At 71.2% G+C, this 17,918-nt stretch carries 21 protein-coding genes; 10 read left to right on the forward strand and 11 right to left on the reverse strand.

The features are described 5' to 3' along the window. Positions 1-87: 87 nt before the first annotated feature. Entirely contained in the window at positions 88-1,830 is a 1,743-nt protein-coding gene (polX, locus tag ETAA1_RS00120; RefSeq protein WP_145233210.1) for a DNA polymerase/3'-5' exonuclease PolX, read from the forward strand. A gap of 39 nt (positions 1,831-1,869) precedes the next feature. Here the strand turns inward: polX and ETAA1_RS00125 are convergent, their stop codons facing one another. From ETAA1_RS00125 to ETAA1_RS00160, 8 genes are all read right to left on the reverse strand, one after another. After that, positions 1,870-3,126 (reverse strand): pyridoxal phosphate-dependent aminotransferase, encoded by a 1,257-nt coding sequence (locus ETAA1_RS00125; protein WP_145233212.1) that lies wholly within the window; start codon positions 3,124-3,126, stop codon positions 1,870-1,872. A 67-nt stretch (positions 3,127-3,193) separates the two neighbouring features. Further along, a complete protein-coding gene (locus tag ETAA1_RS00130) occupies positions 3,194-3,721 on the reverse strand; it encodes a hypothetical protein (RefSeq protein WP_145233214.1) in 528 nt (175 codons plus the stop codon). Positions 3,722-3,943: 222 nt separating this feature from the next. Further along, positions 3,944-4,222 (reverse strand): hypothetical protein, encoded by a 279-nt coding sequence (locus ETAA1_RS00135; protein ID WP_145233216.1) that lies wholly within the window; start codon positions 4,220-4,222, stop codon positions 3,944-3,946. Between the two features lie 40 nt (positions 4,223-4,262). Further along, on the reverse strand, positions 4,263-5,009 hold the full coding sequence (locus ETAA1_RS00140; RefSeq protein WP_145233218.1) for a hypothetical protein: 747 nt from the start codon (positions 5,007-5,009) through the stop codon (positions 4,263-4,265). A 200-nt stretch (positions 5,010-5,209) separates the two neighbouring features. Continuing rightward, positions 5,210-5,488 carry a hypothetical protein gene (locus ETAA1_RS00145; RefSeq protein WP_145233220.1) on the reverse strand — a complete coding sequence of 93 codons (279 nt, stop codon included), beginning with the start codon at positions 5,486-5,488 and terminating at the stop codon, positions 5,210-5,212. Between the two features lie 209 nt (positions 5,489-5,697). Continuing rightward, positions 5,698-6,129, reverse strand: a complete 432-nt coding sequence (locus tag ETAA1_RS00150; RefSeq protein WP_145244516.1) for an RNA recognition motif domain-containing protein — start codon at positions 6,127-6,129, stop codon at positions 5,698-5,700. 289 nt (positions 6,130-6,418) lie between these two features. Next, positions 6,419-6,706, reverse strand: coding sequence for a co-chaperone GroES (gene groES, locus ETAA1_RS00155; protein ID WP_145233222.1), 288 nt, complete (start codon positions 6,704-6,706; stop codon positions 6,419-6,421). A gap of 17 nt (positions 6,707-6,723) precedes the next feature. After that, complete coding sequence (locus ETAA1_RS00160; RefSeq protein WP_145233223.1) at positions 6,724-7,200, reverse strand: response regulator; 477 nt, start codon at positions 7,198-7,200, stop codon at positions 6,724-6,726. 245 nt (positions 7,201-7,445) lie between these two features. Here ETAA1_RS00160 and ETAA1_RS33710 point away from each other — a divergent pair, with 245 nt between their 5' ends. Further along, positions 7,446-7,685 (forward strand): type II toxin-antitoxin system HicA family toxin, encoded by a 240-nt coding sequence (locus tag ETAA1_RS33710; RefSeq protein WP_390621230.1) that lies wholly within the window; start codon positions 7,446-7,448, stop codon positions 7,683-7,685. Continuing rightward, complete coding sequence (locus ETAA1_RS00170; RefSeq protein ID WP_145233225.1) at positions 7,682-7,912, forward strand: hypothetical protein; 231 nt, start codon at positions 7,682-7,684, stop codon at positions 7,910-7,912. The genes ETAA1_RS33710 and ETAA1_RS00170 overlap by 4 nt, the downstream gene beginning before the upstream one ends. A 32-nt stretch (positions 7,913-7,944) precedes the next feature. On the opposite strand, the gene ETAA1_RS00175 is transcribed toward ETAA1_RS00170, so the two are convergent. Next, complete coding sequence (locus ETAA1_RS00175; protein WP_145233227.1) at positions 7,945-9,033, reverse strand: DUF1571 domain-containing protein; 1,089 nt, start codon at positions 9,031-9,033, stop codon at positions 7,945-7,947. Between the two features lie 226 nt (positions 9,034-9,259). On the opposite strand from ETAA1_RS00175, the gene ETAA1_RS00180 reads away from it, so the two are divergent. From ETAA1_RS00180 to ETAA1_RS00190, 3 genes are all read left to right on the forward strand, one after another. Next, a complete protein-coding gene (locus tag ETAA1_RS00180) occupies positions 9,260-9,433 on the forward strand; it encodes a DUF1328 domain-containing protein (RefSeq protein ID WP_145233229.1) in 174 nt (57 codons plus the stop codon). Positions 9,434-9,781: 348 nt separating this feature from the next. Further along, the gene (locus ETAA1_RS00185) at positions 9,782-10,762 is read left to right on the forward strand and encodes an integron integrase (RefSeq protein ID WP_145233231.1); all 981 of its coding nucleotides are present in this window, start codon (positions 9,782-9,784) and stop codon (positions 10,760-10,762) included. Positions 10,763-10,930: 168 nt separating this feature from the next. Further along, complete coding sequence (locus ETAA1_RS00190; protein WP_145233233.1) at positions 10,931-11,470, forward strand: hypothetical protein; 540 nt, start codon at positions 10,931-10,933, stop codon at positions 11,468-11,470. 442 nt (positions 11,471-11,912) lie between these two features. Here ETAA1_RS00190 and ETAA1_RS00195 read toward each other — a convergent pair whose 3' ends face one another. Then, a complete protein-coding gene (locus ETAA1_RS00195; protein WP_145233235.1) occupies positions 11,913-12,977 on the reverse strand; it encodes an IS110 family RNA-guided transposase in 1,065 nt (354 codons plus the stop codon). A 93-nt stretch (positions 12,978-13,070) separates the two neighbouring features. Between ETAA1_RS00195 and ETAA1_RS00200 the strand changes: the two genes are divergently transcribed. The 4 genes from ETAA1_RS00200 to ETAA1_RS00215 all read left to right on the forward strand — a co-directional run bounded on the left by ETAA1_RS00200 (position 13,071) and on the right by ETAA1_RS00215 (position 17,438). Beyond that, complete coding sequence (locus ETAA1_RS00200; protein WP_145233240.1) at positions 13,071-13,541, forward strand: hypothetical protein; 471 nt, start codon at positions 13,071-13,073, stop codon at positions 13,539-13,541. Positions 13,542-13,612: 71 nt separating this feature from the next. Further along, positions 13,613-14,116, forward strand: coding sequence for a hypothetical protein (locus ETAA1_RS00205; RefSeq protein WP_145233242.1), 504 nt, complete (start codon positions 13,613-13,615; stop codon positions 14,114-14,116). Between the two features lie 230 nt (positions 14,117-14,346). Continuing rightward, positions 14,347-16,656 carry an Ig-like domain-containing protein gene (locus ETAA1_RS00210; protein ID WP_145233244.1) on the forward strand — a complete coding sequence of 770 codons (2,310 nt, stop codon included), beginning with the start codon at positions 14,347-14,349 and terminating at the stop codon, positions 16,654-16,656. 80 nt (positions 16,657-16,736) lie between these two features. Further along, on the forward strand, positions 16,737-17,438 hold the full coding sequence (locus ETAA1_RS00215) for a DNA alkylation repair protein (RefSeq protein WP_145233246.1): 702 nt from the start codon (positions 16,737-16,739) through the stop codon (positions 17,436-17,438). Between the two features lie 32 nt (positions 17,439-17,470). On the opposite strand, the gene ETAA1_RS00220 is transcribed toward ETAA1_RS00215, so the two are convergent. Continuing rightward, entirely contained in the window at positions 17,471-17,893 is a 423-nt protein-coding gene (locus tag ETAA1_RS00220; RefSeq protein WP_145233248.1) for a hypothetical protein, read from the reverse strand. Positions 17,894-17,918: the final 25 nt, after the last annotated feature.

A 17,918-nucleotide genomic window follows, 5' to 3' on the forward strand; every position in this document is an offset into this window, starting at 1 on the left:
CGTAGCGGTGTGGCCGCCGCCACGCCGCAGGCGGACGCCCGGGCGCGCTGGTAGACTACCCCTACCACGCGCCCGGAGCCCCCTCCCATGTCCAAAGACGACGTCGCAGATGCCCTGGACGAGATCGGCGTTCTGCTCGAGCTCCAGGGCGAGAACGCCTTCCGCTGCAACGCCTACTTCAACGGCGCCCGCACCGTCCGCTCCCTCTCGGCCGACCTGAAGCAGCTTGTCGCCGACAAGACGCTGGGCCAGGTCCGCGGCCTCGGCGCCGCGCTCGCGGAGAAGATCACCACCCTCGTCACCACCGGCGACCTGCCGTACCTCGCCGAGCTGCGCGGCCAGGTGCCCGCCGGCCTGATCGAGATGCGGCAGCTGCAAGGGATCGGCTCCAAGAAGGTGAAGGCGCTGCACGACGCGCTCGGCGTCGACACCCTCGACAAGTTGAAGGCCGCGTGCGAGGCCGGCGAGGTGGCGAAGCTCAAGGGCTTCGGCGCCAAGACGCAGGCCAACATCCTCGAAGCCCTCCGCTTCCGCGAGGAGGCCGGGAAGCGCGTCCGCATCGACCAGGCGACGGGGCTCGTCGCGGCGCTGGTCGAGCGGGTGCGGGCGCTGCCGGGCGTGGTCCGCGCCGAGGCGTGCGGCAGCGTCCGCCGCCGCCGCGAGACGTGCGGCGACCTCGACATCCTCGCCTCGTCCGCCGACGCGCAGCCGGTGATCGACGCCTTCGCCGCGTTCCCCGAGGTGGTGCGGGTGCTCGGCCAGGGGCCGACGAAGGCGAGCGTGCTGGCCACGTCCCGCGTGGACGGCGAGAAGGTGACGCTTCAAGCCGACCTGCGGGTGGTGACGGACGACCTGTTCCCGTTCGGCCTCCACTACTTCACCGGCAGCAAGGCGCACAACATCCGGATGCGGCAGCGCGCCCTCGACCGCGGCTGGCAGCTGAGCGAGTACGGGCTCGGCACCGCCGACGCGCCCATCGCCTGCAAGACCGAGGCGGACATCTTCGCGGCGCTCGACCTGGAGTACGTCGCGCCGGAGCTGCGCGAGGACACCGGCGAGATTGAGGCGGCCGAGGCGAAGGCACTGCCGCGGCTGCTGGAGCCGGGCGACATCCGCGGCGTGTTCCACAACCACACGACGTACAGCGACGGCAGCGCGTCGCTGGAGGAGATGGCGCTGGCGGCGAAGGCGCTGGGCTGGGAGTACTTCGGCGTCGGCGACCACTCGCAGTCGCTGGCGGTGGCGCGCGGGATGCCGCCGAGCGTGGTGCGGAAGCAGTGGGCCGAGATCGACGCCGTGAACGCGAAGTTGTCGGGCGTGCGCATCCTCAAGGGAATCGAGAGCGACATCCTGCAAGACGGCTCCCTCGACTACGACGACGAGATGCTCGCCGGGTTCGACTACGTCGTCGGCAGCGTCCACACGCACTTCACGCTGACGGAGGCGGAGCAGACGGAGCGGGTGTGCCGCGCGCTGGCTCACCCGGCGCTGACGATGCTGGGCCACGCCACCGGCCGGCTGCTGCTGCGGCGCGAGGGGTACAAGATCGACCTGGAGGAGGTCCTGAAGACGGCCGCCCGCTTCGGGAAGATGGTGGAGATCAACGCGAACCCGTACCGGCTCGACCTCGACTGGGTTCACGTGAAGCGGGCCAAGGCGCTGGGCGTGCTGCTGGTCATCAACCCCGACGCGCACAGCCCCGATCAGCTGGCGCTGACGCGGTTCGGCGTGGACGTGGCCCGGCGCGGCTGGCTGGAGGCCAAGGACGTGTTCAACACGCGGTCGCTGGCCGAGGTGCAGGCGGAGCTCGCGCGGCGGAAGCGGGCGTGAGCTGTTCCACGTGGAACGGCTGGGCCGGGGCGCCACGGCCTAACGGCCACCCGCCCGGTACTGCGGGTTCGATGCCAGGAACGCCGCCACGCGCTCGGTTCGCGTCACGGCGTCGGCCAGGAACGCCACCGCTTCGCGCAGCCGGTCGTCGGGCTCGGCCGTGCTGAAGCGCAAGAACCCCTGCCCCGCCGGGCCGAAGCACTCGCCGCCGAGGCACGCCACGCCGCGCTTTTCGTCCGCGCCTTCCAGCAGGTACATGGCCAGCCCGTGCGACGTGATCCCCAGCCGGCGGCACAGCGGCCGCACGTCCGGGAACACGTAGAACGTGCCCGCCGGCTCCGCCACACTCACGTCCGGCACCCGCCGCAACTCCGCGACGAGCAGCGCTACCTTGGCGCGGAACGCCGCCATCGTGCGGTCGCGCTCGGCGGCGTCCTTCTCGATCGCGGCCAGGCCGGCGAGCTGCACGAACGGGGGGGCGCACGACAGCGTCGAGTTCACCATCTTGCCGATCAGCTCGGCCAGCGGCGCGGCCGTCACCGCGAACCCGCACCGCCAGCCGCTCATGCTGTAGCTCTTCGAGAACGTGTACGCCGCCACCGTCCGCTCCATCATGCCGGGCTCGGCGAGCGGCGAGTGGTGCCGGCCGCGCCACACCATGTGGCAGTACGGCTCGTCGCTGAACAGCGCCACGCCGGTGCCGCGGAGGATCGCCGCCAGCCCCTCCAGGTCGGCCTTCGTGGCGACGCCGCCGGTCGGGTTGTGCGGCGAGTTCAGGAACACCGCCTTCGCCCGCGGCTCGTCCCGCACGAAGCGCTCGACGGCGGCGAGGTCGGGGCGGAACTCGTTCTCGGGGGTGAGCGGCGCGGTCACCATGCGGGCGCCGCGGCGGAGGACGTTCGGCAGGTACGTCGGGAACGCCGGCTCGAACACGAGGACGGCGTCGCCGGGTTCGAGGAACAGCTCGCAGAAGAACTGCTCGAACGGCTTCGCCCCGGGCGCGACGACCACGTTCTCCGGCCCGGCGGCGATGCCGAACTCGTCGCGGACGAGCTTCGCCAGCCCGGCGCGGAAGTCGGGCAGGCCCATCGACGGGGCGTAGCGCGTGTGCCCGGCGTCGAGCGCGGCCTTCCCCGCGGCGAGCGCCGACGACGACGTGGGGTACGGGCTGTCGCCGATCTGGAGCTCGATCACGTCCTTGCCGGCGGCCTTCAGCCGCTTGGCGAGGGCGAGCACGTCGAACGCGATTTCGGTGGTGAGGCCGCGGGCGAACGCGGAGAGGAGAGGGGTGATCATCCTGTCGGGAAACGAAAAACGCCCCCGGTCGGACAGGGGCGTGCGGCGAAACGCGGCGCGGGGGGCATCACTGCCCGAGGTAGACCATGTCGGCGTACACGGTCATCTCGATGCTGCTCCCACGCAGGATGTACCAGGCTCCGCGGGCCGTCACCTCGACCAGTAGCACGTGGTGACTCGACCGGTTCGTGTGCCGGTCCAGGGCGGCGGCGTCGCGCGCCCCCGCCGCCTGGCCGCCCGCCTGCAGGACGCTCGGGACGACGACGCCGAGGGAGCCGGAGGCCCGCCCCATCGCCGCCGCCTGCTCGTCGCTCATCCACTGCCAGCCGGTCGGGACGGTACTGACCGTGTACGTCACATACCCGGATCGTTTCGACACACACACGTAGTGACTCCGGACGTACCACCCCGGCGGCGGGGCGTAGACGGCCCACTTGCTGTCCCGCCCGGTGCTGCTGACGGCCATCGAGACGGTCAGGACCGGCAGAACCTGGGCCGTACCGACCGGCGGGTCGGCGGCACGGGCCTGGCCGGCCAGGGCGGCGAGGGTGAGGCAGACGAGGGGGCCGAGGAAGCGGACTTTCTTGGGGGTCATCGGTAGTCCTCCTTGAGCCGAGACCGAGGATGACGAGAATCCGAGCACGCCCGGTGCCGCACCGGCACACGTCCCGAATTCAAGAATGAGACCCCACACGGATTCGAGCGATGTCGCGCGAGCCTTCCGCGCGGCGGGGCAAGTCGAGTGAAGACCGCCCCCGGTCGAAGTCGGGGGCGGCTGGTGGGCGGCCGCACCCCGCGGCCGTTGCCGGACGTGTCGTCAGTTGCTCAGGTACACCATCTCAGCGATCACGGTGAGGTCCACGGCGGCTCCGCCCTGCAAGCGTCCGGCGCCGCGGGCGGTCACGTCCACGACCAGCACGTGATGGCTCGACGAGTTCGCCTGCCGCCCCACGACCGCCGAATCGTGCGCGCCGCCGGCGTGGCCGCCGACCGGCATCCCGCCCGGCATCGCCACGCCGACCGACCCCGCGGCCCGGCCGTTGGTGGTGCCAACGGGGTGTCTATCCCGGCCGGTGCGGACGAGAGTTCCCCGCACGGCGGGACTTCGCCAGCCACTCGAGCTGCGGCCTCCTCCGTTACTGCTTCGCCGCGATGGCCCGCTGCAGCGGCGTGATGACGCCCGGGAGGACGTGGCTCGCGACCAACTCGTCCAGCAGCCGGCGCTGGTTCCGGTACGACTCGTGGAACGTCTTGAACGCCTGCTTCCCCCAGAACTGCCGGATCGTGAAGTACACCGTGATCGGCGACTCGGGGAAGTTGCCGGTCCGCACCTGGTACGCGCTCGTCCGCGTCTCGATGCTGAGCCGCGCCTGCAGCTGGCAGTGCTCGTCGAGCGCCATCATGAGCGACGGCTGGTGGTGCAGCACCCGGGCGCCGGGTAGGCCGACGAGGTTCTCCAGCGGCGTGCCGGCGGTCAGCGCCTCGGCCACCACCTCGTCGTGGTTCCCCTGGTAAAGGAGGTCGAAGTAGTAGAGCACGTCCATGCTCTCGGTCTGCAGCGCGTGCAGGTCGAGGTGGTACGGCGCCATCTCCAGCACGCGCTCGTTGTGCGCGTCGGCGTCCTCAAGGGCCGGCGGGTTCACGAACCCCGTGCTCAGGCGGCGGGCGTCCAGCGAGCACCAGCGGTAGCTGCCGGCGTCGCGCTCCTCCTCGAGCATGTACTCGCCGTCGGCCCGCTTCTCGAACTCCGTCATCTTCGGCACCGCGCGCTGGACCGCCTCGAAGAAGTGGAGCACCGGCTCCCGGGCGGTCGGCATGTCGAGCTTGCCGTGCACGTACGACGACACGCCGAAGTCGTCGCAGAGCGAAGCGTAGGAGTTCATCGCGTCGGACCCTCGCGCGGGGAATGAGTTATTGTTCGCGCCGGGGGGCCGAGTTGCAAGGCCGGTGGCAGGACTGGGGGACGGTGGGACGAAGTGACTGTGGGGCCGAGCCGCGAAAAGAGAACGCCCGGGGGTCGGCCCCGGGCGTTCCACACTTCTCGTCACTACGTCACTTGGTCAGCGGATCCCAACCTCTCCCATCAAGCCGCGAGGCGGAGCTTCACCGGCGACGTGGAGGGGACCTTGAGGGTCGACTTGGAGACCCAGCGGCCGGCGTCCGGGGCGCCGCTCCACTGCTCCATGCGGATGCTGGTCGCCTCTTCCCACTCCTCCTCGGTCACCGCCGACAGGTACGCCTCGACGTACTCCTGGCGGATCTGCGTGCTGGAGCGGCCGACGAACAGCAGCGCCTCGGAGCCGTCTTCGAACACGGCCACCGCGCGCCAGCCCTGCGCCTTCGACTCGGTCTGAATAAGCACTGGTGCGACCCTCCCTGGTCGTGAAGATGGGAACCCGCCCGCGTCCCTGGGCGACACGCCTAGCTTCTCCTCCCGCGGCCGGTTCGTCAAGAAAAAACCGGCCGCGGCGGCGCACTTTGACTCAAGTTCCCACCAGGAAAGGACGATGCGCGGCGAGAAAAACGAAGAAAGCCCACCCGGTGCACCGGGTGGGCTTCAGGGTGGTCGTTTCAGTACCGGTCGCCGCCGTAGCCGCCGGAGTAGCCGCCGCCACCGCCGGCTCCGCCGCCGCCCCCACCGCCGTAGCCCCCACCACCGCCGCCGTAGCCGCCGCGGCCCCCACCACCGCCGCGCGGGGGGCGGCCACCGCCACCGCCGCCGCCGCCGCCGTACCCACCGCCGCCGCCGCCGCCCTCACGGGGCTTGGCGATGTTGACCGTCAGGGGCCGGCCGTTCATCTGCTGGTTATTGAGCGCCTCGATGGCGGCGTTGGCCTCCGCCTCGCTGGGCATCTCGACGAAACCGAAGCCGCGGCTGCGACCCGTCTCCCGGTCGGTCACGACCTGGGCCCGGTTGACCGCGCCGTACTGCTGGAACATTGCGAACAGTTCGTCAGTCGTCGTCGACCAGGGCAGGTTGCCCACGTAAATGTTCGTCGCCATGCGAGGGGCCAACCACATGACCAGTGCCGTGTGCCGAGATGACCCCAGGCCCCGTTCGACGACCGAAACAGGAACCGCCTGCAAGTACCGGGCACGCCGCCCCGCCCCACGCTGACGTGGGTACGGTGCTTGCACTATAAGTGGTGTCAACCCCACTGCAAGAGTTTTCCCGGATTCCAGGGAAAAAGTTTGCCGCCCCGCGGGGGGCAGGAATTGAAGGGGATTTGGGGTATTTGAGGCGCCGCTCGCGCGGACCACGATTGTGGTCCGCCGCGAGCAGGGGGCCGGCTCAGTCCACGACCGCCAGCACGTCGTCCTCGGTCATGACGAGGTACTCCTTGCCGTCGACGGTGACCTCGTTGCCGGCGTAGCTGGAGAACAGCACGCGGTCGCCGGTCTTCACCTGGAACGCGCCGCGCTTGCCGTCGTCGAGCAGCTTGCCGTCGCCGAGGGAGATCACCTTCCCCTGCTTCGGCTTCTCCTTGGCCGTGTCCGGCAGGATGATGCCGCCGGCCGTCTTGTCCTCGGCCTCGAGGCGCTCGACCACAATCTTGTCGTTCAGCGGGACGATCTTCATCGGCGACTTCTCCTGGATCAACCGGCCTTCGGGGGAGCGGTGGGGGCCGTCGGCCCGCCCGCGGTTGGGGTCGTTGTCGGGTGCGGCCCGTACACCTGGGCGATGGCCCGCGCCAGCGTGTGGACCACCACGTTCGCCTTCACCGGCTTCGGGATCACGCTGTACACCTGCGCCGAGAACGCCTGCCGCATCAACTCGGTCGTGGCGTCGGCGGTCATCAGCACGGCCGGCAGCACGCGGTCGAGCGTCTGCCGCAACAGGGTCAGCGCCTCCAGCCCGGTCAGGCGGGGCATGTGCATGTCGAACAGCACCAGGTGAACCAGCTGCACCTGGACGATCTCGACCGCCTCGCCGCCGTCGGCCGCCAGCACGGGGTTGAAGCCCTGCGCCCGGAGCACGTCGGCGAGCGCCTCGCGCGTGCCGCGGTCGTCGTCGGCGACGACCACGGTGAACGGGGCGGCGGGAGTCGGGTTCGCTCGGGTTTCGGTGACCATAACTGTTCACCTACCGGGGCGGTCGCACCGCCTCGGGTTCCGCCGGCCGGTGTCCGAACCCCCTCGCGGAAGGTCTGCTCGGCCGGCTCGACAAGCAACCGCGGTGCCGAACCCCTGCGCCGGGCAGCGGTTCGGTTGTAAGACGCCGATTGTGCGACGGATGCGCTCCGCCGATCAACCCCATTTTACCCCGCCACCGCCGCCAAGGGGTAGCCAAAGCCTGCCAGCGGCGCCGGGAGCAGGAGGTGGGGCTGTCAGCGTGGCAGGGGGTCGGGCGGAAAGCCGGTCACCGATTGACCCGGTGGTTGGAGCGGGCTGGGGTCGTGAACCGCGGCGGGCGGGGGAGTCACCGGAACTTCGAGCACCCGGTCGGTCCGCGGGTGACGCTGTCTGGTCAGGAAGGCGACGACGCCAAACCGTACCAAGAGCGTGAGGTAGACGCGGCGATCACCGAGAGTGAGGGCGGCGAAGGGGAGGAGTCATGACAGATGTGGCGCGGTACGTGAAGATCGTCGAGTGGTCGGACGCCGACGGGGTGTTCGTCGGCCAGTGCCCTGGCGTGATCGGACCGTGCTGTCACGGCCCGGACGAGGCTGAGGTGTACCGAGAGCTTTGCCAGATCGTCGAGGACTGGCTCGCCCTGATCCGCCGCGATGGCCGGCCACTCCCGCCGCCGACCGCGGGGCGGAACGTGGCCGCCCTGCTAGCCTGATCGTCCGCGGGCTGCTCCAGTCCTCGGGATAATCAGCGCCGCGGGCGGTTGAGGCGTTCGACGTTGAAGTCGGCGTCCGTGAGGCCGGCGGGCGCCTTCACCTGCGTGTAGCAGTAGAACTCCAGCTCCTTCGGCGGGATCGAGCCCGACTCCACCAGCGTCATCAGCACCGGCAGCCCGAACGACGGGGAATCGGGCTTCGCGTCGAAGTACCAGCTGCGGACGCCGCCGCGCTCCGCGTCCGGCTCGGCACGCGGCCGCACCGTCTGCTCGACCAGTTCCAGCGGCAGGTCGCCGAACTCGGGCCGGCGGACGGGGCCGACGTACTTCAGGTCGGCGGGGCTCGCCTGCACCAGCCGCGCGAACAGGGCCACGGCGGTGCCGGGGCCGGCGTCGCGGATGCTGCGGCGGCTCTTGTTCTTCACCAGCGGGCTGTCCGGCGACAGCGACGGCGCCTTGAGCCCCGCCTTGTACAGCCGCGAGTCGCCCTCGCCGACGATGGCGTGAACCTTGTCCTCGTGGCGGCTCGGGTTGTACAGCACCTCGCGGCCGCGGCCGACCTCGCCGGTGTTCCGCATGTACACCGCGTACGGCTGGCTCCGCAGCTGGAGCAGCACTTCCTCCGTCTGTGCCGCCTCGCCGCGGACCACCTCGCGGCGCGTCAGCTTCGCCTCGAACGAGTCGATGCCCGCCCAGCGCTTCGTGGCGGTGTCGGCGAGCTTCGTCAACGCTCCCGGGTTCGCCTGTGGCGACGCGGGCTGCGGCGCCGGCTCGACGGCCGGCGGCTGCTGTGCGACGCTGACCGGTGACGGGCTGGCGGATCGTGGCGCCGGTTCGACGGCCGGCGGCCGGGGCGTGGCCGGGGGCGCGATTGTGGTCGTCATCGGTTCCGGGGGCCGCGGCGGCACCGGCGCCGCTTCGGCGCGGTCGGCCGGGGGCGGCGGGGGCGTCGGGTTGGCGACCGGCGCCGCGGGTTGCGGCGGGTTGACCGGCGGCAGCGCGGCGGGCGGCGTGGTGCCCTTCCGCGGCCGGTCGGCGAACGGGCCTTGTCCGCGGGAGCGGTAGCTGGCGCAGCCGACGGCGAGGGCAGCGAGCAGAACGAGGATCGACCCGCGGACCATGCCGTGCCTCCGTGCGGACGGCGGCACGATAGCCGACGGCGGCAAGCCGGGCAAGGTGGTTCGGCCCCTACGCCCCTACGTGCGGTTTGTATCGACCACCCAGCCGGCGTGGGTTGACCCGTTCCGCGGCATTCGCGGCCGGGCTGGCATTCGGCCCGGGAGTTGCGTTGGTTGGAATCCGCCCACCGCTCTGTGTGGTGCGGCTCACACTCACCGGGGACGTGCCATGCTTCGTTACGCCATCATTTTCTTTGTCATTGCGCTCGTGGCCGCAGTGTTCGGGTTCGGCGGCATCGCCGGCGAGGCGGCGTGGATCGGCAAGATTCTGCTGGTCGTGTTCCTGATCCTGGCCGTGGTGTCGATGATCTTCGGCCGCCGCGGCCCGTCCGCCGGGGTGTAGTGGTGGCCGTGCTGAAGGCGAACGGCGACAAGCACGCGCTGGGTCGGCTGCTGGCGGGGGTGCCGGCGAAGGTGGAGGAGCTGGCCCGTGGGCTGGAGGGGAACCCGCAGGAGCTGGCGGCTGGGCGAGGAGGTGGTGGCGTTCCACCGCTGAGCCGACGTTCGCCCCGCGGGCATTGTGTGCCTCGACCCCCCCCCGGGGGGTCGAGGCACGAATTGAGTCCATGCCACAAAAGATCGTTGGACCGACGTGCGGGCCACAACCCGCGTTCGTCCGCCGACTTGACTCGGAGCTCGTGGCCGGCGATGCTGACGGACTGAACGCCCGTTCCCGCCCTGGGAGCCGCCCGTGTCGCACCCCCCTGCCCCGCCGCCGCCGCGCCTCCTCGACCAGGTCCGCCACGCCTGCCGGCTGCGGCACTACTCGATCCGCACGGAGGACGCGTACCACGACTGGGCGAAGCGGTTCGTCCTCTTCCACGGCAAGCGGCACCCGCGCGAGATGGGGGCGGCCGAGGTGACGGCGTTCCTCACGCACCTGGCCGTGGACGGCGGCGTGAGCGCGAGCACGCAGAACCAGGCCTTCAGCGCGCTGCTGTTCCTCTACCAGGCGGTGCTGGGGGCGGACCCGGGCGTGATTTCCGGCGTGGTGCGGGCGAACCGGCCGAAGCGGCTGCCCGTGGTGCTGACGCGGCCCGAGGTGGCTCGGGTGCTGGGCGTGATGGCCGACCCGTACCGCCTCATGGCCGAACTGATGTACGGGAGCGGGCTCCGGCTGCTGGAGGTGCTGCGGCTGCGGGTGAAGGACGTGGACCTGGACCGGTCGGAGGTTGTGGTACGAGAGGGTAAGGGGAACAAGGACCGGGTGACGATGCTCCCGGCCGCCGTGCGGCCGCGGGTGGTGGCCCAGCTGGCGGAGGCGCGGCGGGTTCACGAGGCCGATCTGGCCGCGGGCTGCGGCCGGGTGTACCTGCCCGACGCGCTGGCCCGTAAACTTCCCGACGCCGACCGGGAATTCAAGTGGCAGTACGTTTTTCCCTCGGCTAAGCTGTCGATTGACCCCCGGTCTGGTGCCGAACGCCGGCACCACGCGCACGAGTCGGCGATTTCGCGGGCGGTGACGGAGGCGGTGCGAGCAGCGGGGCTCGCGAAGCGGGCGACCAGCCACAGCTTCCGGCACAGTTTCGCGACGCACCTTTTGGAAGCGGGTTACGACATCCGGACGGTGCAGGAATTACTCGGCCACGCGGACGTGGCGACGACAATGATCTACACGCACGTGCTGAACAAGGGCGGCCACGGGGTGACGAGCCCGCTCGATGCGGAGTGAGGACCGTCGGTGTGCGTTAGTGGGATAGGTTGCGGTGGCGTCGATCTGACCGTCGCCCATAACCATTGAAGCGGAATTGGGATAAGTCCCGCGGGCCTTTCCCGGGGGCGGCATGTGATAGATTGAATTTTAGCAATCTAATCAGTGGTTCGGCCTCGGAGGGCGGGGATGGATGACGCCCTGGAAACCCGACGGGCCGCGGCGCTGGCAGCCAGTGAAGCCGGGAGGCTCGCCGAGGAGTACCGGCTCTGGCTGCCGCTGGCCGAGGCCGGTGACCCGCAAGCCCAAGGGGCCGTCGGCTCGCTACTCGCATACGGTCTGCACCGGGTCGAACGCCTCGACCAACTCAGTGCCACCGACGGCCCGGCAGCCGATGAGGCAACGGCGCTCGCGGACCAAGCCGCCGGGGCGCGATACCTGGAGGCCGCATCGGCGGCCGGCTTCGGACCGGCCTCATTCAACCTCGCCGGGCTGTACGTTGACGGGTACGGCGGGGGGCCGTGGGAAGACCGCAAGGCCCATGCGGCCGAGCTGTACGCTCTCGCCTACGCGCAGGGGTTCACCGCGTTCGGGTGGTTGATGCAGGGCGAGGGGCCGGGGCAGCCATACCTGGATGTCATGGAGCGGCACATGGCGGGCGAGCAGCCCGACCCCCCGGAGTGGTGGAGGGCCGAACCCGGCGCTGCAGCAGACGGCCCCCGACTATAGGTTTTTCGTGACCACAGCTGGCACGGGCGGGGGCCGCTGCTGAGCTTTATGACTATGAAGCCGCGGTCCTGTCAACTCAAGCGGGCCGGTTTTTCCAGGGTGTTTTTGCCTTTCCGGTCGCTGACCCGCGGTTGAGGGTCGAGCGAGGCAAACACTACCCCGTCCCCGCCGGCCGCGGGGGCTCTCCACGTCAGTCGGTCGGGGGTCGCCGTCGGGTCGCACTCGACTATTCGGGCTGCGGTCCGGGTCGCGCCGGGGCGCCGAGGGACCGGCCCACCAACTGGTATCCGCCGCGCCGCCCATTCGTTCGGCCACCACTCCGGCGGGTCACCCCGCCTCGGGTACACAAAGCTGCGGGCTGGCACGACTGGGTCCCGTTGGCTCTCCCCCCACCATCACGGGCGAGGTCTCACGTCACGTCCGAGGGCTCACGCCGCCGCCGTCAGGCGGCCGTCGCGGCCGGTGCCGGGTCGGGGTCGGCCCGCCACGGCTGGTTGTCCCGGAGCATGGCCCAGCACCGCACCAGCACCCGCCGCGCGAGGGCGACGACCGCCTGCTTCCGCCGCGCCTTGCCGCGACTCAGCCGGTCGAACACCGCCCGCGCCCACCGGTTGTACCGGAGCATGCACCACGCGCACTGCACCAGCAGCTTCCGCAGCACCGCCGGCCCTCGCTTGGTGATCCGGCCGCGGCGGTCGTCCTCGCCCGACTGGAACTGCCGCGGGACGAGCCCGCCGTACGCCCCGACCTGCCGGCCGTTCCGGAACCGCGTCGGGTCGTCGAGGTGGGCGACCACCGCCTCGGCCGTCCGCGGGCCGAGACCGGGGACGGTGTCGAGCAGCCGGACCCGGGCGTCCGCCTGCCCGATCGCGTCGAGCTTGGCCTCGGCGACCGCGACCAGTTCGTCGGCCTGGCGGTAGGCCGTCAGGGCCAGGTCGAGCATCCCCCGCCACAGGTCGTCCGCCCCGCACTCGGCGAGCGGCCGGGCGTGCTCGGCGATCCCCGCGAGCCCGGCCGCGGTCCACGCGCGGGCGCCGCGCGGGGCCGGCAGCCCCTGGCCGACGAGGACCGCCCGGATGCGGTTCTGGGCGGCGACGCGCTGGGTCACGAGCGCCTGGCGGTGGGCGATCAAGGCCCGCCACTCCCGCACCCGCTTCTGCGGGACGACCACCGTCGGGAGCTGGCCGAGCGCCTCCAGCTGGGCCAGCCGCAGCGCGTCGTCCCGGTCCGTCTTGCGCTTCGTGTGCTTGTACTTCCACGCCTCGGCCGCGGTGTTGGCGACCTTGACCGGGACGCCGAGCTCGCCGCACAGGTCGGCCACCCACCCGGCGAGGGTACACGCCTCGATCACGACGACCGACGGGCTCGTGCCCCGGATGAGCCGCTCGACCTCGGCCCGGGAGGTGGTGGTCGTGCGGAACTCGGCGGCGGCGGTCACCTTGTCGTAGGTGCACGACACGCACTTGTACTTCCCCAGGTCGATGGCGAGAATCGTGGTGCCGGTCATGATGCGCTCCTCGGGGTGAAGGGGGCGACTACCCCCACGGTACACCGCGGCTTGCATCAGTTCTTTCGTTCGGCGGCGGAGGGCGCTCGACGGATGCTCGCTGTTGAACTGGAGGTGATCGTCTACCCCGGCGCGGGCACCGGCTGGCACCGCGAGGTTACCGCAGCGCCGACGTGGCCGCAGATCGAGGCGGCCGTCAGGAGGCTCGACCGTGCCGAGTACCCGTTCCTAAACATCGTCCTACCCCGGGCCGAGCGGGAAGCCGACCTGTGGGTGCTGAACGTGATTGGCGGCCAAGGCGAGTACGGGCTGTCGGGCAACGACGGCCGGTGGCGAGAGCGGTGGCGGTTTCGTGATCCCACTCGGCCGTGCGGTCAGGACTTGATCGACATCTGGATCACCGACCAAGGGGCGTCGTTCGAGGAGGCGTACCTCTGCAACGACTTGGCCGTCGTCCTCCGCGTGTGCCGGCACTTCGCGGAGACGGGCCAGCTTGACGAGGGCGTGGCCTGGGAGCGATGGCCCGCCGAACCTGGCGCTGCAGCAGACGGCCCCCGCCTGTAGGTTTCTCGTGGCCACAGCTCGCACAGGCGGGGGCCGCTGCTGAGCTAATTGTTCCGCGAGGGAAGGAAGGCATGGCCGACGCAACGGCGCCGCTGTGGCCGAACACCACCGACGCGTTCTTCCGCAAGCGCGACCTCCGACACGTCCGCCAGGTCGGGCTCACATGCGTCGCGACCGGCCTGGCGATCGCGGCCGGGACCGACGCGTGCGACATCGCCGGGTCGGTGAACACCCAGGACCCGGTGTCGTGGTCCGCCACCCTCGGCCGGTTCGGGATGAAGCTGGCGTACCTCCCCACCGACGTCCGCAAGCTCCGCTACTACATCCGCGAACTCGTCAAGCTCGACGACCTGTTCGTCGTCGGCATCTACACCCCGTTCGACCCGGCCGCGATCCTCGCCGACCCGCAGCCGGACGGGTGGGTGTGCGGGTCGCACCTGGTGGTGCTGCACCGCGACCGGATTTACGACCCCCTCCGCGAGGCGGCGACGGACGCCCTGGAGTACGACCGCCTGGACTGCCACACGAAGCGCGTCTTCCGGGTCGTCCCGGTCCGTCACCCCCGGGGGCTGTGACGCGACCCGGCCGGCGGGTATTGCGTCCACGGCACCCACCCCCACCTCCGCTGAATGGATAAATCCCGGCCCGGGTCGAGAAATCGCCCGAATCCCCGCGCACGCCCCCGGTTCGTGTCCTACACTCGTTACAAGCCCGTCATTCGTTCCCGTCGCCCGATCCCCCCGCCGCGCAGGTTTCCCCTTCCGCGCCGCGGGCACCACGTCCATTCTCCGACGCAGGAGCGCGCATGTCCGTGTTCACCCGGCCCCGCCTCGCCCTCGAAGGCCTCGAATCCCGCGAGGTGCCCGACGCCGCCCAGGTGTGGGCCGTCGCCGGCGGCACCTACGACCTCGCCCAGACGTTCAACCTCCACAGCAACCCCACCGCCAACCACACCGTCTTCCTCGACTTCGACGGCCACACCACCGGCGACGTGACGGGCACCAACTGGGACAACCTCACCAGCCCCGCGTACGACCCCGCCAACAACGGCGCCGCCTTCAGCGACGCCGAGAAGCAGACCATGCAGAAGATCTGGGCGCGCGTGTCGGAAGACTTCGCCCCCTTCAACATCAACGTGACCACCGAGCAGCCGGCCAACCTCGAAGACCTGCGGAAGTTCGGCACCGGCGACACCCGCTGGGGCATCCGCGTCGTGGTGACGCCGAACGACGCGCCGGCCCCGGGGTCGGGCGGCGTCGCCTACGTGGGGTCGTTCAACTACTCGAACTACACCCCGGTCTACGTCTTCAACACCGGCGAGAAGTCGGTCGCGGAGGCGGCGTCGCACGAGGCCGGGCACGCCCTCGGGCTCGGCCACGACGGCACCGCGACGGCCGGCTACTACAGCGGCCACGGCACCGGCGTCACGTCGTGGGGCCCGATCATGGGGGCGTCGTACAGCCCGAACCTCACGCAGTGGAGCAAGGGCGAGTACACCGGCGCCAACAACACCCAGGACGACCTGGCCGTCATCACCGGCAACAACGGCTTCACGTACCGCGTGGACGACTTCGGCAACACGCTGGCCACGGCCACGCCGCTGCTGGCGCCCGGGTCCGCGGCGGTGTCCACGACGTTCGGCGTGGTGGAGCGGAACACCGACGCCGACGTGTTCTCCTTCTACGCCGGCGCCGGCTTGGCCGCAATCACCGTGGACCCGCTGGCGCTGGGGCCGAACCTCGCCGTGCAGGCCGAGTTGATGGACGCGACCGGCACGGTGCTGATGACGGTGAACCCGTCCGCGGCCATCAACGCCGCGGTGAGCTACACGCTGCCGGAGGCGGGGCTGTACTTCCTGCGGGTGAGCGGGACCGGGAAGGGCTCGGTGGGCGGCACCGGCTTCTCGAACTACGGCAGCCTCGGCAACTACCGCGTCACCGGGACCGTGCCGCCGTACAGCGCGGCGCCGAACCAGGCGCCGGTCGCCGCGAACGACAGCGCCACGACCGCGGCCGGCACGCCGGTGACGGTGGACGTACTCGCCAACGACTCCGACCCCGACGGCGACGCGCTCACGATCACCGGCCTGACGAACTTGGTCGGCGGAACCGCGGTCGTCTCGAACGGCCGCGTCGTGTTCACCCCCACCGCCGGGTTCAGCGGCGCTGCGTCGTTCGTGTACACGATCAGCGACGGCCGCGGCGGGGTGGCCTCGGCAACGGCGGCGGTCACGGTGACGGCGCCCGTAAACCGCGCCCCCGTGGCGGTGAACGACAGCGCGAGCACCACCGCCGGCACGCCGGTGACGGTGGACGTGCTCGCCAACGACTCCGACCCCGACGGCGACGCGCTCACCGTCACGGGCGTGACGAACGTCGTGGGCGGCACCGCGGTCATCTCGAACGGGCGGGTGGTGTTTACGCCGACGGCGGGCTTCAGCGGCACGGGCTCGTTCGTGTACTCGATCAGCGACGGCCGCGGCGGCGTGGCCTCGGCGACGGCGGCGATCTCGGTCGCAGCGCCCCCGGCGACGCAGTCGTTCACGAACGGCACCGACGTGGCCATCACCGCTTCACGGAGGGTGACGGTGAGTTCGACCGTGGTGGTGTCCGGGCTGACGGGGCCGATCCAGGACGTGAACGTGTCGCTGAACCTGTTCCACACGTACACGCGAGACCTGCGGATCACGCTGATCGCCCCGGACGGCACGGCGGTCCGGCTGTTCAACCGGTACGGAGGCAGCGGCAACAACCTCCTCGGCACGACGTTCGACGACCAGGCGGCGACGGCGGTGAGCGGGGCGGCGGCGCCGTTTACGGGGACGTTCCGGCCGGGGGCGGCGCTGGCGGCGTTGAACGGCAGGTCGCCGAACGGGACGTGGCGGCTGCAGGTCGAAGACCTGTCGGCGGGGGACGGCGGCTACCTGGACACGTGGACGCTGACGCTGACGACGGGGGCGGCGGCGGCGGCCCCGGCGGCGTTCGCGCCGGCGGCGACGGGCGAGTGGGCGGCGCGCCTGGCGCAGTTCCTGGAGGCGCAGGAGGAGCAGCGCCGCCGCCGCGGCACGCCGCTGGACGCGTACCTGGCGCCGGAGGCCGACCTGCCCCGCGGCTGACGGTGGTCGGCGGTTGCGCCCCCACGAGCCGGCCGGTAGGATGGCTCCGACCATTCACCGGCCGGGGTTCGGGGGGCGACATGACCGCGACCGACGTCCTGACCGAAATCGAGACGCTCGGCACCGAGCAGTATCGCAAGGTGCTGCGCACCCACGGCGTGACCGACGCCTGTTTCGGCGTCAAGATCGAGGACCTCAAGAAGGTCCAGAAGCGGGTCAAGACGGACTACCGGCTGGCGCTCGACCTGTACGCGACGGGCATCTACGACGCCCAGTACCTCGCCGGCCTCGTCGCCGACGACGCGCGGATGACGAAGGCGGACCTGCGCCGCTGGGTCGCCGGCGCCGGCTGCGACGCCCTGTGTCAGTACACCGTCGCCTGGGTGGCGACCGGCAGCAAGCACGGCCGCGAGCTGGCGCTGGAGTGGATCGACGCGAAGAAGGAACGCACCGCCGTCGCCGGCTGGGCGACGCTCGGCTGCCTGGTGGCGGTCGTCGCGGACGCGGCCCTCGACCTGGCGGAGCTGACGCGGCTGTTGGCGCGCGTCGAGAAGACGATCCACGAGCAGCCCGACCGGGTGCGCTACGCGATGAACGGCTTCGTGATCGCCGTCGGCAGCTACGTGGCGCCGCTGCACGACGCGGCCGTGGCGACGGCGAAGCGGATCGGCCGCGTGGAGGTGGACATGGGCGACACGGCGTGCAAGGTGCCCTACGCCCCCGAGTCCATCGCGAAGGCCGTGGCCCGCGGCGTCAAGAAGCGCAAGACCGTGAAGTGCTAGGCAGCCGGGCCCGCCAATCCGACCGCGGCCAGTCAGGCTGCGGTCGAGCCGCCGGGGCCGGCCAGGGGTGCCCGCTCCGGGCGCCGGGCCAGGGCCAGCGTGCCCGCGGCGCAGGCCGCGCCCGCCAGGGCGAGCACGGGGCCGAACACCAGAACCTCCGACACGTCTCCTCGAAGCGCCGCGACGACGACGGCCGACAACAGGCCACTCACGGCGCCCCACCCCGCGGCGAGCGAGAGCGACACACGGTCCAACCTACGGCGGCGCTCGATCGCCACGAGAGCCTCGGAAAAAATGACGCCGGAGAGAATGCCGAACGGGGCGAACTGGTAGACGAACGGGAGGTCGGAATCGACCCCGGGCACGCGCGCCACCAGGACGCCCGCGCCGAGCCACGTCCCCCACGCGAGGCCCGTCCCGATCGCCCCGCGGATGCGTCGGCCCGGGTTCCGCATGACCCTCTCCTGCCGCTTTTGTGTC

Origin of the sequence: Urbifossiella limnaea (assembly GCF_007747215.1) — a bacterium.
In the GTDB taxonomy this organism is placed as follows: domain Bacteria; phylum Planctomycetota; class Planctomycetia; order Gemmatales; family Gemmataceae; genus Urbifossiella; species Urbifossiella limnaea.